This window comes from Paraburkholderia sp. EG286A, assembly GCF_040965375.1.
Classification (GTDB): Bacteria; Pseudomonadota; Gammaproteobacteria; order Burkholderiales; family Burkholderiaceae; genus Paraburkholderia.
Map to the genome: position 1 here is coordinate 1420033 of NZ_JBFRCB010000001.1, position 14830 is coordinate 1434862.

Annotated in this window: 10 protein-coding genes and 2 pseudogenes; 4 read left to right on the forward strand and 8 right to left on the reverse strand. The window is 65.3% G+C overall.

Annotated elements, in window-relative coordinates:
- Positions 1-169 precede the first annotated feature (169 nt).
- The 3 genes and pseudogenes from AB4Y35_RS06310 to AB4Y35_RS06320 all read right to left on the reverse strand — a co-directional run.
- A pseudogene (locus tag AB4Y35_RS06310) lies at positions 170-1741 on the reverse strand (APC family permease); the annotation flags it as partial.
- 174 nt (positions 1742-1915) lie between these two features.
- Positions 1916-2800, reverse strand: a pseudogene (locus AB4Y35_RS06315) (choline ABC transporter substrate-binding protein); the annotation flags it as partial.
- 314 nt (positions 2801-3114) lie between these two features.
- Positions 3115-4023, reverse strand: coding sequence for a LysR family transcriptional regulator (locus tag AB4Y35_RS06320; protein ID WP_368703758.1), 909 nt, complete (start codon positions 4021-4023; stop codon positions 3115-3117).
- Positions 4024-4173: 150 nt separating this feature from the next.
- On the opposite strand from AB4Y35_RS06320, the gene metE reads away from it, so the two are divergent.
- Positions 4174-6468, forward strand: a complete 2295-nt coding sequence (gene metE, locus AB4Y35_RS06325; protein WP_368703759.1) for a 5-methyltetrahydropteroyltriglutamate--homocysteine S-methyltransferase — start codon at positions 4174-4176, stop codon at positions 6466-6468.
- Between the two features lie 71 nt (positions 6469-6539).
- On the opposite strand, the gene AB4Y35_RS06330 is transcribed toward metE, so the two are convergent.
- Together AB4Y35_RS06330 and AB4Y35_RS06335 are read right to left on the reverse strand one after the other, a co-directional pair.
- On the reverse strand, positions 6540-8213 hold the full coding sequence (locus tag AB4Y35_RS06330; RefSeq protein WP_368703760.1) for a class I adenylate-forming enzyme family protein: 1674 nt from the start codon (positions 8211-8213) through the stop codon (positions 6540-6542).
- Positions 8214-8223: 10 nt separating this feature from the next.
- Complete coding sequence (locus tag AB4Y35_RS06335; protein WP_368703761.1) at positions 8224-9552, reverse strand: MFS transporter; 1329 nt, start codon at positions 9550-9552, stop codon at positions 8224-8226.
- A gap of 409 nt (positions 9553-9961) precedes the next feature.
- Here AB4Y35_RS06335 and AB4Y35_RS06340 point away from each other — a divergent pair, with 409 nt between their 5' ends.
- Complete coding sequence (locus tag AB4Y35_RS06340; RefSeq protein WP_133184567.1) at positions 9962-10531, forward strand: DUF4142 domain-containing protein; 570 nt, start codon at positions 9962-9964, stop codon at positions 10529-10531.
- A 54-nt stretch (positions 10532-10585) separates the two neighbouring features.
- Here AB4Y35_RS06340 and AB4Y35_RS06345 read toward each other — a convergent pair whose 3' ends face one another.
- Positions 10586-11185: a TMEM175 family protein gene (locus tag AB4Y35_RS06345; RefSeq protein WP_342923474.1), complete on the reverse strand. Its 600-nt coding sequence runs from the start codon at positions 11183-11185 to the stop codon at positions 10586-10588.
- Positions 11186-11359: 174 nt separating this feature from the next.
- Between AB4Y35_RS06345 and AB4Y35_RS06350 the strand changes: the two genes are divergently transcribed.
- Together AB4Y35_RS06350 and AB4Y35_RS06355 are read left to right on the forward strand one after the other, a co-directional pair.
- Positions 11360-12055 (forward strand): cytochrome b/b6 domain-containing protein, encoded by a 696-nt coding sequence (locus AB4Y35_RS06350; protein WP_368703762.1) that lies wholly within the window; start codon positions 11360-11362, stop codon positions 12053-12055.
- Positions 12056-12146: 91 nt separating this feature from the next.
- A complete protein-coding gene (locus tag AB4Y35_RS06355) occupies positions 12147-12398 on the forward strand; it encodes an H-NS family nucleoid-associated regulatory protein (protein ID WP_368703763.1) in 252 nt (83 codons plus the stop codon).
- 107 nt (positions 12399-12505) lie between these two features.
- Here AB4Y35_RS06355 and kdgD read toward each other — a convergent pair whose 3' ends face one another.
- A complete protein-coding gene (gene kdgD / locus AB4Y35_RS06360) occupies positions 12506-13423 on the reverse strand; it encodes a 5-dehydro-4-deoxyglucarate dehydratase (RefSeq protein WP_368703764.1) in 918 nt (305 codons plus the stop codon).
- Positions 13424-13474: 51 nt separating this feature from the next.
- Positions 13475-14824 carry a glucarate dehydratase gene (gene gudD, locus AB4Y35_RS06365; protein ID WP_368703765.1) on the reverse strand — a complete coding sequence of 450 codons (1350 nt, stop codon included), beginning with the start codon at positions 14822-14824 and terminating at the stop codon, positions 13475-13477.
- Positions 14825-14830: the final 6 nt, after the last annotated feature.

A 14830-nucleotide genomic window follows, 5' to 3' on the forward strand; every position in this document is an offset into this window, starting at 1 on the left:
AGAGTCGGCGCGCGAGGAGTTGCGCGCCGACTCTGGCTTTTTGTTTGGGTTCGTCGCGCATTCAGCGCGTGATCAGTCCAGCAAGAAGCACAGCAACAGTCACAGCAAAAAAAAACGCGGCACCACGCGAGCGACCGGCCCGCACGATGCCGCCAACACTGAAGTCAACTCAGACCGACGCGGCCAGCCAATGCGAAACGGCTATCGTCAGCCCCGCCGCAACGAGCGCGCCATAAGGCGCAAGATTCAGCCACCGGCTGCGCACCGGCACGCTCACCTCCATATCGAGCGCACTGCCCGCCGGAAACCGCCCGCGATCCTGCCAGTAATGGCGGAAAGCAAACACCGGCACGATCAGCAGCATGGCGATGAGGCCATCGCGCAGCGTCCCCTCGCCTTGCAGATTCGCGCCCGCGCCCACGAACACGAGGTTCGCGTAGCCGCACAGCGCACCGAGCGCGAGCAGCCACGTCGGGCAACGAAACGGACGCGCCCACGCGCCGCGGTCCATGCGGTGAATCCAGCCCGACTGCAGGTTCAGGAACACGAACAGCATGTAGCAGACGTTCGAGATCGACAGCACCGTCATATAGTCAGACATCGCGAGCAGGACGAGATTGAAACCCAGATCGGTCCACATCGCCGCGGTCGGCGCGCCGTGCTCGTTCACGCGCGACAGGTAGCGCGGCAGCCAGCCGTCCACCGATGCCTGATAGAGCGTGCGCGACGAACCCATCATCGACGTCATCACGATCAGCAGGATGGAGAGCATCAGCATCACCACCACGGCGTTGCCCACCCAGGCGCCGCCGCCTACCATCGCGGCCATCGCGGTGCCCACCCCGGTGCCGTCGCCGATGCGCGGATCCAGCATCATCGCGGTACCCAGCGAGCCCTGAAACGCGAGCGGAACGAGCGTCATCACGACGAGGCAAAGCGCGCCCGACCAGAAGATCGCCCGTGCCGTATCGCGCCGCGGGTCGCGAAACTCGCGCGTATAGCACACCGCCGTTTCGAAGCCGTACGATGCCCATCCCGCCATGAACATCGCGCCCAGCGCCATGACCACGCCCTGCCCGTTCCACGTGCCGAACACGGCCGCGGTGAGATTGCCGTGGGCGTCGTGCCCGAGCGGCAGCAGCGGAAAGAGATGCTTCGCGGGAACATCACCCGTGACGAAGGGCACGAGCCCGACGATCAAAAGCGGCGTGAGCGACGCGATGCCGAGAATCTTCTGCGTTTTTGCGGCCTTCGAAGCGCCGCTGTGCTGAAGCCGGAATGTGACGAGCAGGAACGCCGCGGCGATCAGGAAGGTCGCGTTGATGCGCAGCGTGAGACCCGGCTTGATGAAGTCCAGGTTGGCGAGCGTCCAGTGCCACTGCAGGATGGCCGCCTCGGGCGCGAACAGCGTGGCGAGCGCGTAGTTCGCGGCGAGCCCGCAGCCCAGCGCCAGCATGGGCGACCATGCGAGCCAGTTACACCACACGGAAACCGGCGCGATCATCTTGCTGTAGCGGACCCAGCCAATTGCTCCGTACACCGAAGCACCGCCCGACTTGTGTGGAAAGAGTCCTGAAATCTCGGCGTATGTGGCGCTTTGCACGAGGCCCATCGTGATCGATGCGATCCAGATGGCCCAGGCCGGCTGGCCGATGGTCGCGCAAACACCGCCAATCGTGAACAACACGCCCGCGGGCACGCCGCTCGTCACCCAGAACGCGTCTTTCCACGTAAGGCCGCGCTGCAACCCCTGGCCATGACTGCCTCGTGCGGCGCTCTCCTCTGCGCCATGCGTACCGATTCCTGCTTGCTCCATCTGCCTCCTCCTCTTTTGAACGCTAATCAACCAAAATTGCCGCGCAAATAGGGATGTACCGCAGGGTTGTCCGCGGCTTTCGCCGCGGACAACGGCACGTCAGTGCACGCCCAGCGAGGCGCGCACGGCGGGCAGGCCCGGCTTGCCGTCGAGCGTGGTCACGCCGGCGAGCCAGTTGTCGAGCACCTGCGGGTTGCTGCGCAGCCAGTCGGCGGCGGCCTTGTTGGGGTCCTCCTTGTTGGCGATCGGCACCATCAAATGGTTCTCGATGGCGGTCGTGAACTGGAGGTTGGAGACGAACTTCGCCACGTTCGGGCAGCGCGCGGCATAGTCGGGCGGTTCCGCGGTCAGCACGCGCGCCGCGCCATAGTCAGGCCCGAACACCGCATCGCCGCCGGAGAGATAGTCGATCTTCATCTGCACGTTCATGGGATGCGGCTCCCAGCCGAGGAACACGATCCATTGCTTCTCGCGCACGGCGCGGTTCACTTGCACGAGCATCCCCGCCTCGCTCGATTCGACCAGCTTGAATTTGCCGAGCCCGTACTGGTTCGCGCCGATCATCTTCTGGATCAGCGCGTTGCCGTCGTTGCCGGGTTCGATGCCGTAGATGCGGCCCTGGAGCTTGTCCGCGTATCTGGCGATGTCCTGAAACGATTTGAGGCCGCCCTGGTAGACGTAATCGGGAACGGCGAGCGTGTATTTCGCGCCCGTGAGATTGGGCGTCGAGAGCACCTTGATCGAACCCGACTTCGTGAACGGCTCGATGATCGGGTCCATGGTCGGCGACCAGTAGCCGAGGAACACGTCGATCTGCTTGCTCTTGAGCCCTGCGAACGTGATCGGCACCGAGGCGATCGTCTTGGTCGGCGCATAGCCGAGCGCGCCGAGGATCGTCGACGCCACGCCCGTGGTCGCCGCGATATCGGTCCAGCCCACGTCGGCGAAGCGCACGTCCTTGCACGCGGCGGGATCGGCCGCGTAGGCGCCGGTGCAGAGGATGGCGGCGCACGCGAGCGCGCCTGTCTTAAGCAGGGGGAATCGGCACATCGTCATCTCCTCAGGAATCGAACTGCGTCGCAGGGTCATGAAGGCACATGACACATGGTTGTCCGGCAAAAACCGGACTAACGTAGCAATTGCGACGAGCAATTGCGCAGAAGCGACAAGCGATTCCCGAGAAGCCCCCTGAACAGCGGCTTTAAGTTAATTGAACGATCAATATACGAACTTGCGCGGCGTTCCTTTCATTTTCAAAACGTAATCCATTGGCGCCACCTCGCGTGCGCCGCGCGGTGTCAGCCGCGCACACGGGGCTGTTGCCAGACTGGGTCGCGTGCGAATTCGACAAACGATTTGAGGTAGTCGACCACGGCGTCGCCTTCGCGCGTGCCGAGAAAGATCTGCTTCGCGATGCCCCGCTTGCCGAGCTTCACGATCGCGAGCGGCATGCGGTCTGCGTATTCTTCCGCGAGCCAGCGCGGCAACGCGGCCACGCCGCGCTGGCTCGCGACCATCTGCAGCATGATGTCGGTCGTTTCGATCGTCTTGTGACGGCGCGGCGTGATGCTCGCGGGCCGCAGAAACTGGTTGTAGATATCGAGCCGGTCGGTATCCACGGGATACGTGATGAGCGTTTCGTCGACGAGCTGCTCGGGCTTCACGTAGCGCGCGTTCGCGAGCGGATGGCCTTCCGCGACCACCAGCACCTGCTCGTAGTCGAACACCGGATCGAAACGCAGCCCGGGCCGGTTGAGCGGATCGGGCGTGACCAGCACGTCGATGTCATAGCCGATCAACGCGCCGATGCCGCCAAACTGAAAACGCTGCTTCACGTCCACGTCGACATCGGGCCAGCGCGCCAGATACGGCGAAACCACCTTGAGCAGCCACTGGTAGCACGGAGCGCATTCCATGCCGATGCGCAGCGTGCCGCGCTCGCCCGCGGCGTACTGCTTCATGCGCTCCTCCGCGAGTTCGAACTGGGGCAGGAGCCGTTCGGCCAGCGAGAGCAGATATTGCCCGGCCTGCGTCAGCCGCAGGCTGCGCCCCTCGCGGTCCCAGATTTGCGTGCCGAGTTGCTGCTCGATCTTCTTGACCGTATGGCTCAACGCCGACTGCGTGAGGAAAAGCGCTTCCGCCGCTGCGGTAAGCGAGCCCTGGCGGGCGACTTCGCGGACGATGACGAGGTGAACGCGTTCGAGCATAGAAAAGGGCAACCCCGCGCCAGGCTGGCGACAGATGAAAGAAACTAATGGATGGATGAAATAATGCCATTTTTCTTCATCCTCGGATACCTCTATCATCGCTGCCACTCTGGATCGTTTTCAGCACTCTCATTTCGGACGGCACCGCACATGGTCACCACGCACAATCTCGGCTTTCCGCGCATCGGCGCGAAACGCGAACTCAAATTCGGTCTGGAGCGCTACTGGAAGGGCGAATCCTCGCGCGACGAACTGAAGGCGCTCGGCGTGCAACTGCGCGCGCGCCACTGGGAAAACCAGAAGGATCTCGACCTCGTGCCGGCCGGCGACTTCGCGTTCTACGACCAGGTGCTCGACATGAGCTTCACGCTCGGCAACTTGCCCGAGCGCGTGCAGGGCTTCCATGGCGACAAGCTCGACAACTCCTTCCGCGTGGCGCGCGGCCGCTCGGCAGCGGGCGCCGAGGACCATGCCGCTTGCTGCGGCGGTGTCGCGGCCGGCGAAATGACGAAGTGGTTCGACACGAACTATCACTACATCGTCCCCGAATTCACGGCCGATACGCAGTTCAACCTCGACACCGCGCGTCTTTCCGAGCAACTGCGCGAAGCCCGCGAACTGGGCGTGAAAGCCAAGCCGGTGATCATCGGGCCGCTCACGTACCTGTGGCTCGGCAAGGCCAAGGACGACTCGGACAAACTGGCGCTGCTGCCGCGCATCATGCCCGTGTATCGCGCGCTGCTCGACTACTTCCGCGTGATGGACGTCGAATGGGTGCAGATCGACGAGCCGATTCTCGTGACCGAGCTCGATCCGGCCTGGCGCGCCGCGTTTGCGACGGCCTATGAAGGCTTCGAGCTTCGTAGCGTCAAGCTGCTGCTGGCCACCTACTTCGGCCAGTTGCAGGACAATCTCGACCTCGCGTGCTCGCTGCCTGTCGACGGTCTGCATATCGACGCGATCAACGCCCGCGCCGAAGTCGCGCTGGCCGCGCAAAAGCTGCCTGCACAGAGCGTGCTTTCGGTGGGCGCGATCAACGGCCGCAACATCTGGAAGACGGATCTGAACGCCACGCTCGACTGGCTCGAGCCGCTCGCGAAGCAACTGGGCGAGCGCCTCTGGATCGCGCCGTCGTGCTCGCTGCTGCACGTGCCGGTGGATCTCGCGAGCGAAGAGAAGCTCGACGCCGAAATCCGTTCGTGGCTCGCGTTCGCGCTGCAAAAGCTCGACGAAGTGAAGGTGCTCGCCACGGCGCTGAATGCCGGTCGCGACAAGGTTGCGGCCGAACTCGCGGCGAACACCGCCGCCATTCAGGCGCGCCGCCAGTCGCCGCGCGTGAACAACCCCGCCGTGAAGGCTGCGATCGCGCGCATCGACGCGCAGCTCGGCAATCGTCAGCACGTTTACGCCGAGCGCGCCGCGAAGCAGGCCGCACGCCTGAAGCTGCCCGCCTTCCCGACCACCACGATCGGCTCGTTCCCGCAGACGGCGGAAATCCGCCAGGCGCGCAGCCAGTTCAAGAGCGGCGCGCTCGACGACGCGGGCTACCAGGCCGCCATGCGCGCCGAAATCGAGCGCAGCGTGCGTGAGCAGGAGCAACTGGGTCTCGACGTGCTCGTGCACGGCGAAGCCGAGCGCAACGACATGGTCGAATACTTCGGCGAGCAGCTCGACGGCTACGCGTTCAGCCAGTTCGGCTGGGTGCAGTCGTACGGCTCGCGCTGCGTGAAGCCGCCCATTCTGTTCGGTGACATCAGCCGCCCGAAGGCGATGACGGTGGAGTGGATCACCTACGCGCAGTCGCTCACGAACAAGCCCATGAAGGGCATGCTCACGGGCCCGGTGACGATCCTCAACTGGTCCTTCGTACGTGACGACCAGCCGCGTTCGGTCTCGTGCTACCAGCTCGCGCTCGCCATTCGCGAAGAAGTGCTCGACCTGGAGATGGCCGGCGTGGGCGTGATCCAGATCGACGAGGCCGCATTGCGCGAAGGTCTGCCGCTGCGCCGCGCGCAGTGGGGCGAGTATCTGCGCTGGGCCGTCGAGTCGTTCCGCATCACCGCGAACGGCGTGGAAGACGAAACGCAGATCCACACGCACATGTGCTATTCGGAGTTCAACGACATCATCGCATCGATCGCCGATATGGACGCGGACGTCATCACGATCGAGACCTCGCGCTCGGACATGGAGCTTCTGGATGCGTTCGACGACTTCAGGTATCCGAACGAAATCGGGCCCGGCGTGTACGACATTCACTCGCCGAACATCCCGACCGAAGCGCACATCGTGCAACTGATGCAGAAGGCCGCCGAACGCATTCCGGCAGAACGCCTGTGGGTCAACCCTGACTGCGGTCTGAAGACGCGTCAGTGGGCCGAGGTGGTTCCGGCGCTGACCAACATGGTCGCTGCCGCCAAGGCGCTGCGCAGCCAGCTGCAATAAGGCGCCGAGGCGCCCCGAGCCAGTCTCGGGGCGCCTCGGTTTTCGAACTCGTCAAGTTGCTCGCGCAACCATCATCGCAATTCGCGCCGCAAGATCTTCCCCGTAGCTGTCTTCGGTAATTCGTCGCGGAACTCGACGATGCGCGGGTACTTGTACGCGGCCATACGCGCCTTGCAGAACGCGATCAGTTCCGCCGCGTCGGCCACCGCGCCCGCACGCAGGCTCACCACGGCTTTCACGGTCTCCCCGCGATACGGATCGGGCACGCCCACCACGGCCGCTTCGCGCACGGCGGGATGGCCGTAAAGCACGTCTTCCACTTCGCGCGGCCAGACCTTGTATCCGGCCGCATTGATCATGTCCTTCTTGCGGTCGACGAGATAGAACCAGCCCGCTTCGTCCATGAAGCCGACGTCGCCGGTATGGAACCAGCCGCCGCGAAACGCATCGGCCGTCGCCGCCGCGTTGTTCCAGTAGCCGGGCACGACCATCGGTCCGCGGCAGACGATCTCGCCCGTTTCGCCGGCAGCGAGCATGTGACCGTCATCGTCGACGATCGCCGCTTCGGCGCCCGGCACGGGCACGCCCATGGCCAGCGCGCCGCTGCGCGGATCGACGGGCGCTGTCCTCTCTAGCGGCACCATGTGCGTGGGCGAATTGGTTTCGGTGAGCCCGTACGCGCCGTGGATCACGTGGCCGAACTTCGCGCGAAACGCCTCCACCACGCTGGGCGCGATGGGCGCGCCACCCGAATAAATCTTCGCGAGCGTCGCGAGTTTCTCGCGGGTCGCATCGGCGTGATGCAGCAGCGCGATGAACACCGTGATCGCACCGATCGTGAATTCCGCGCGGTGTTCCTCGATGGCGTCGAGCGTGGCAGCCGGGTCGAAACGGTGCGTGAGGATGAGCGGCGCGCACGCAATCCACGCCGCGCCAATGTGGCCGACCAGGCCGGTAATGTGAAAGAGCGGCGCCACACCGAGTATCGGGCCGCCTTCGCGCAGGCCGCAGAAATCGCGGTACGTCTGCGCATTGAACGCGAAGTTGCCGTGCGTGCAGATCGCGCCCTTCGGGCGGCCGCTCGTGCCCGAGGTGTAGACGAGCATGGCGGGATCGCTCGCCGCCGGCGCGACCGGCGGCGGCTTGCGCCCTGGTTCCATGGCCTGCGCCGCCTGCAAGAGATCGCGTGTGCCGCCCTCGCCTGCCCCGCTCTCCTCGCGCGGTGCGCCGAACACGCGTGGATCGTCGCGTGTCTGCAGCGCACGCGCGCGCGTCGCGAATACGCGCGGTGCAGCGTTGCCTTCGGCTTCGATGCTCGCCATCACTTCGCGAACGACTTCGCCTTCGAGCGCGGTGTCGCAAATCAGCACGCGCGTTTGCGAATCGTCGAGCAGCAGTTTCAGTTCGCGCGCGCGGTTCATCGGATTGACCGGGACCATCACGGCACCCGCCTTCCAGATGCCGAGCAAGGCCATCACGAACTGCGGCACGTTCTGCAGATAGAGCGCCACACGGTCGCCGCGCTGCACGCCTTCGTCCAGCAGCAAGCAGGCGATGCGGTCGCTCCACGCGTCGAGCGCCTGCCAGTCGAGCCTGCCGTCGAAGTAGAGCAGCGCGCTTTCCTGCGGCGCGCGAGCGAGCGCCGCCGCGAACATGTCGAGACCGTTCGTATAGTCCTGGCTGGGATTCGGCTCGATGCCCGAGTCGTACAGCGCGCGCCAGGGAAAGCGTTCGCAGGCGTTCACGTGCGTCTCCTCAAGCCGCGTCCGCCGGCTGGCCCACCGTGCTGCGCGCCATGAACCAGTAGAACAGCGCCGCGCAGCCCGCAATCGCGCCGCCCATGATGAACGCCAGCGAATACGATCCCGTGCGGTCGACGATAAAGCCCGCCACGACCGGCGAGAACGCCCCGCCGAAATAGCCGCCGAAGTTCTGGATCGCGCTCACGGATGCGACCATCGAAGACGGGGCGATGTCGGCCGCGAGCGCCCATGCGTTGCCGATGGTGGCGGCGATGAACGCCAGGCCCAACGTCATCAGCGTGACGCTCGCGCCTATCGTGCTCGCGAGTGGCAGCGCCGCCGCGCACACGCCCGCGCCGATTGCACCCACCACGATCAGCAAGCGCTTGGCGACCATCGGCGAAGCCATGCGGCGATCCACGAGTTTCTTCGCGATCCAGCCCGCGGCGATCTCGCCCGCCGCGCCGCCGACCCACGGAATGCTCGCGTAGATGCCCAGTTGAGCGAACGAAATATGAAAGCGATCGAGCAGGTAGAGTGGCAGGAACACGAGGAAGATATTCCACAGCCAGATCGCGCAGAAGTAGCCGAAGATCATGCCCCACACGCTGCGCGAGGCGAACAGCGCGCGCCAGCGAATGGGGGCAGTGGTGAGCGAACGCTCGTGGCCACCGCCGCCCGCTTCGATATAGGCGAACTCCTCACGCGTGAGCCGCTTGCTTTGCACGGGATTGCGATAGAGAAACAGGAACAGCACGGCGAAGACGATGCCGATGGCGCCCGTCACGTGAAAGAGCGAGCGCCAGCCGAAGGCGATCATCAACGCGACGAGCACGGCGGGCGCGAGCGCGGGCCCCCACTTCGACGACGAATCCCAGATGCCGGTGGCGAAGCCGCGTTCCTTGGCGGGAAACCACGCCGCCGTGATCTTCGCGGAGGTGGGCCAGCATGGCGCCTCGCCCACGGCGAGCAGCACGCGCATGACGATGAGGCCCGAGATCGAGCCGACCACGCCGGTGAGCCACGTCGCCACGCTCCACCAGATCATGCCCACTGCATAGGCGCGCTTCGCGCCGAAGCGGTCGATGATCCAGCCCGCCGGCAGCTGCATCACGGCGTAGGTCCAGGCGAACACGGTGCCCAGCAGGCCGATCTGCGTGCGCGTGAGGCCGAGGTCGTGAATCATGCCGGGCGCGGCGATCGCGAGATTCGCGCGATCGAGGTAGTTGATGATGCCGCCGAACAGCAGCCAGATCAGCACGCGCCAGCGAAAATTCGCGGCGGTGGCGGCTGTGGCAGTCGATTGTGTGGTGGATGCGGTTGCAACCAGCTCGTCGTCCATCCTGTCTCCTCCTCGTTGGCCTACGTTCTTATGCGTGCGCCGATGCGCAAGTGCGTGAGACTCGAACCGCGTTCGTGCCCAGATCGTGGGACTTTTCGCTGTAGCAGCAACGACACGCGCGAGGGACATTGTGCGCCGGTTGGCGCGAATGGAAAACGCCGTATTTGCATAAACGCATGACGTCGATGTGAATACGCGGATCGTTATCTCTGCCGCATGCTCTCTTACCAACCGTTACACAAGCGAAGCAATCGTTTCACCTGAACGGCGAGCGACTTCATAGAATTCCTCGGACCGTTGAGCAGCAAGGCGCCACGCCACAACGGTCCCGCGCAGGGCCGCACGGAAAGCCGCATGACACCAGGCCCTGCGCGTGCAATCGATACCAACTACGCAGAAAGGAGTTCACATGACTCGCCTCTCGCTTGCCTCGCTCATCGCGGCTTCGGCCGCCAGCCTTTGCGCCGTGACGCTGAGCGCCCATGCGCAGACCCCCGCGCCCACCGCGGCTTCTGCCTCGACTTCGGCCGCACCCGGCAAGCTGCACGAAGCCGACAAGGCCTTCATCGCGGACGGCACGCAAACCGTCGCCACGCAGCGCGATGCCGCGCGCATTGCCGACTCGCGCTCGACCGACCGCGAAGTGAAGGCTTTTGCCGAAAAACTGGTGGCCGACTATTCGAAGCTGTCCGACTCGATGCGCGCGGCGAGCCCGCGCGGCGTGGACGTGCCGCGCAACGACCCGGATGCGGCCGTGATCAGCAGCATCAATAACCTGCGCGGCGCGGACTTCGACAAGACGTATATCGAGCAGGTCGCGCTGGCCGGCCAGCAGAAGACGCTCTCGGCATTCCAGGCGGAGATTGCCTCGGGCCGCGACGCGGGCCTCAAGAAGGCCGCCACGGAAGGTCTGCCCGTGATCCAGGCCGACTACGCCAAGGCTCAGGAACTCGCCAAGCGCAAGCACCTGGCAGGCTGATGACGATGTGATGTGCGAAGGGGCCGGCCGCATGCGCGCCGGCCCTGCTGCAGTTTACTCGTCCTTCTTCTCGCCGGCCGCGAGGGCGAGCCGCTCCATGCGTCGATCGGGCACGAGCCAGAGCAACGCCACGCCGAAGTAGAAGATCGCGCCAATGCGAGGATAGTCGAACGCCGCGAGCGCAAACCCCGCCAGATACAGCGGCGGCGAAATCTTGCCCTTCACGTCATTGCCCAGCGCGATGGCAAGCGGGCTTTGCGTGCCGTGATAGCGAACCAGCGTGAATTGCAGCACGACGTAGGCCAGCGCGCAGAGCAGCAGGTTGACGCCGTAGAGCGCGGTCGGCCAGCGCCCGAACTCGTTCTCGCCCATCCAGCCCGTGGTGAACGGCAGCAGCGAAAGCCAGAACAGCAGATGCAGGTTGGCCCAGAGCACCGCGCCGTTCACGTGGCGCGCCACCTGCAGCATGTGGTGATGGTTGTTCCAGTAGATCCCCACGTAGATGAAGCTCAACACGTAGCTCAGATAGACCGGCCACAGCGGCGCGAGCGCAGCGAGATCGTCGCCGTGCGGCACCTTGAGTTCCAGCACCATGATGGTGATGATGATGGCGAGCACGCCATCGCTGAATGCTTCGAGTCGGTTCTTTTCCATCTGCGGAATCGGCTTGCAAGGGATGTAAGGCGAGCGGCAAGTATCGCCGAAGTCGCCGCGCGACGCCACGCAGGCGCTGGGGCAGCGCAGGTGCGTATATTGCGCCACACATGGCGTGCGCGTTCCTGGCCTATGATGGCCTTGAGCGCCACGCCCGGCCGCCCGCCTCGAATCATGAACTCCACGACCTCCGCAACCCGCCACCGCCCCGAGCAACCCGAGCGCCGCGTGCCCGTCTGGGACTTGCCCACGCGCCTCTTTCACTGGCTGACCGTCGTGCTCGTGGCGGCTGCTTACGTCACGCAGCGCATGAACTGGATGCAGATGCACGTGCGCCTCGGCGAGACGCTGCTCGCGCTCGTGCTGTTTCGCATCCTGTGGGGCTGCTTCGGCAGCGAGACCGCGCGCTTCTCGCGCTTCGTCGCTTCGCCGCGCAAGGCAATCGAACATCTGCGCCATTTGCTGCGGCGCGAACCCGACGTCCAGGTGGGCCACAACGCGGCCGGCGGCTGGATGGTTCTGCTGCTGCTCGCGCTGCTGCTGGTCGAGACGCTCACCGGTCTCTACGACAACAACGACATCGCCGACGAAGGCCCGCTCAGCGAAATCGTGCCCGCCAAAATCGCCAATGCGATCGCCGGCCTGCACGCGTGGGGCTGGGATCTGCTCGCGGCCGCGGTCGTGCTGCACGTGTGCGCGATTGCCGTCTATGCGCTCGTCAAAGGCCACAATCTGGTCGGCCCGATGGTGAGCGGCAAAAAGCGCCTGCCTGCCTCGGTGCGCGCGCCCGCGCGCGGGTCGCTGTGGCTCGCGGCCTTGCTGATGGGGTTATCGGGCGTCGTGGTGGCGCTGCTCGCCGCGTATCTCTGACTCCGATGCCGGAAATTGCGGTGTAAAGCGCACGCGAAGCCCGCACAACGCGTAAAATCAGCGCCTCGTTTTCACTCGACAAGAATCATCGATGGCTACCTACCGCGAATTGCTCGCCCAGAAGCGCGAACTCGACGAGCGCATCGAAGCGGCGCGCGCCGAAGCGGCGCACGAGGCGCTGGCCAACGTGCGCGCGGCAATCGCTGAATTCGGCTTCACGCCCGACGAGGTGTTCGGCAAGCCGCGCCGCGAAAAGACCGCGCGCCGCGTCCGCAAGGCCGAAGGCAATGAAGGCAAAAAGCGCGAGCGAGCCAATCTGGACCTGTTCGGCGACAACGCCTGACCGGCCACCCACGCCCTTCATAAGCAAACAGGGCCGCAAGGGCCCTGTCGCAAGCAGCCATGCCGCGCACGCCGGCGGGCGCGAGCATGGCGTGAACACCGAACGCGTTACTGCGCGCCGAGCTTCTTGATCAGCACGTCGAGCTGCGCCACTTCCTCTGGCGTGAGGTCGGTGAGCGGCGCGCGCACCGGGCCCGCGTCGCGGCCCACGAGCTTCGCGCCCGCCTTCACGATGCTCACCGCGTAGCCCGCGCGGCGATTGCGAATGGCGAGGTAAGGCAGGAAGAATTCGTCGATGAGCTTGCCCACCGTCGCGTGGTCGTCGGCGGCAATCGCGCGGTAGAACTGCATGGCCGTCTTCGGAATGAAGTTGAACACCGCCGACGAATACACGGGCACGCCCAGCGCCTTGTACGCCGCTGCGTAGACTTCGGCCGTGGGCAGGCCGCCCAGGTACGAGAAGCGGTCGCCAAGACGGCGGCGGATCGTCACCATCGCCTCGATCTCGCCCACGCCGTCCTTGAAGCCGATGAGGTTCTCGCAGCGGTCCGCGAGCTGCTCGAGCATGTCGGCGTTCAGCTTCGAATTGGCGCGGTTGTAGACGATCACGCCCATCTTCGGCACCGCCTTGCAGACCTGCTCCACGTGCGCGGCAATGCCTTCCTGCGACGCTTCCGTGAGGTAGTGCGGCATCAGCAGAATGCCTTGCGCGCCGTTGCGTTCGGCTTCCTGCGCGTACTCGATGGCCACGCGCGTCGCGCCGCCGGCGCCCGCGAGAATCGGCACCTTGCCCTTGCAGGTTTCGGTGGCCGTCTTGATGACCTGCGAGTATTCGCTCTTCGTGAGCGAGAAGAATTCGCCCGTGCCGCCCGCCGCGAACAGCGCGCTCGCGCCGTACGGGGCCAGCCATTCGAGGCGCTCGGCGTAGGTGCTCGCGCGGAAGTTGCCTTGCGCGTCGAAGTCGGTCACGGGGAACGAAAGCAGGCCTTCGGAGACGATTTGCTTGAGTTCTTGCGGCGTGGTCATGGTCTTGATCCTGTTGCGAAGTCAGTAAAGGTGTTCAGTCGAAGACGGCGTTCAGCGCACGAGGCACGGACGCTTGTTGTCGAATTTCCAGTTGGGAATGAGGTATTGCATGGCGATCGCGTCGTCGCGCGCGCCGAGGCCGTGCTCCTGGTAGAGCGCGTGGGCCTTTTCCAGCTCGCCCATGTCGATCTCGATGCCGAGGCCCGGCTTGTGCGGCACCTGCACCTTGCCGCCCACGATCTGCAGCGGCTCGCGCGTGAGGCGCTGGCCGTCCTGCCAGATCCAGTGCGTGTCGATCGCCGTGATCTTGCCGGGCGCCGCGGCGGCCGCATGCGTGAACATCGCGAGCGAAATGTCGAAGTGGTTGTTCGAGTGCGAGCCCCACGTGAGGCCCCAGTCGTTGCACATCTGCGCCACGCGCACCGAGCCCTGCATGGTCCAGAAGTGCGGGTCCGCGAGCGGAATGTCCACGCTCTGCAGTTGAATCGCGTGGCCCATCTGGCGCCAGTCGGTCGCGATCATGTTGGTGGCCGTGGGCAGGCCGGTGGCACGGCGGAATTCCGCCATCACTTCGCGGCCCGAATAGCCGTTCTCGGCGCCGCACGGGTCTTCCGCGTAGGCGAGCACGTCGTGCTTGTCGCGGCACAGGCGGATGGCTTCCGCGAGCGACCACGCGCCGTTCGGGTCGAGCGTCACGCGCGCTTCGGGGAAGCGCTCGGCCAGCGCCGTGACCGCTTCCATTTCCGCATCGCCCGCCAGCACGCCGCCCTTGAGCTTGAAGTCGTTGAAGCCGTAGCGCGCTTGCGCGGCTTCGGCCAGGCGCACGACGGCTTCCGGCGTCATCGCCTCTTCGGTGCGCAGGCGCTCCCAGTCGTCGCGGCCATCGGCGCCGCTCGCGTAGGCGAGATCGGTCTTGTTGCGATCGCCAATGAAGAACAGGTAGCCGAGCATCTCCACTTCGCTGCGCTGCTGGCCTTCGCCGAGCAGCGCGGCGACTGGCACGTTCAGATGCTGGCCGAGCAGGTCGAGCAACGCGGCTTCGAGCGCCGTGACCGCGTGAATCGTGGTGCGCAGGTCGAAGGTCTGCAGGCCGCGGCCGCCCGAGTCGCGATCGGCGAACTGCTTGCGCACGGTGTTGAGCACCGACTGCATGTTGCCGATGGACTGGCCGACCACGAACGCGCGCGCGTCGTCGAGCGTCTTGCGGATCGCCTCGCCGCCCGGCACTTCGCCGATGCCGGTGTTGCCCGCGCTGTCGCGCAGCAGCACGACGTTGCGCGTGAAGAACGGACCGTGCGCGCCGGAGAGGTTCAGCAGCATGCTGTCGCGGCCCGCCACGGGCACGACGCGCAACTCGGTCACAACGGGCGTGGCGTTCGCTTGAACGGTTTGTGTAGACATGAACGG